Origin of the sequence: Faecalibacterium sp. DFI.5.82 (assembly GCF_029076575.1) — a bacterium.
GTDB classification, from domain to species: domain Bacteria; phylum Bacillota; class Clostridia; order Oscillospirales; family Ruminococcaceae; genus Faecalibacterium; species Faecalibacterium duncaniae.
In genome coordinates this window covers 1-304 of record NZ_JARFIS010000676.1, presented here as the reverse complement: position 1 = coordinate 304, position 304 = coordinate 1, and the positions used below count along the sequence as shown (strand labels likewise).

At 52.3% G+C, this 304-nt stretch carries 1 protein-coding gene; it reads left to right on the top strand.

Going from position 1 to position 304, the window contains the following annotated elements:
• The coding region (locus tag P0G09_RS18405; protein ID WP_275253393.1) for a ParB N-terminal domain-containing protein at positions 1-304 on the top strand (304 nt) is incomplete at both ends.

Sequence of the window (304 nt, the reverse complement as noted above, 5' to 3'; positions counted from 1 at the left end):
CTTAGCTCTGAAAGGGCTAGATGAACTTTTCTCTACGGATGAAAAGCGACAGGAAGAGCATAGCGAACAGGTGCAACAGATTCCCATAGATGAGCTGCATCCGTTCACCAACCATCCTTTCAAAGTCTTGGACGATGAAGCCATGACCCGGACGGTGGAAAGCATTGCCCAGTTTGGTGTGCTGGCACCGCTTATCGCAAGACCGCGTCAGGATGGTGACGGATATGAGATTATCTCTGGCCACCGCCGCCAGTTAGCTGCTAAGATGGCTGGTCTGGAAACGCTGCACGTCATTGTGCGTGAC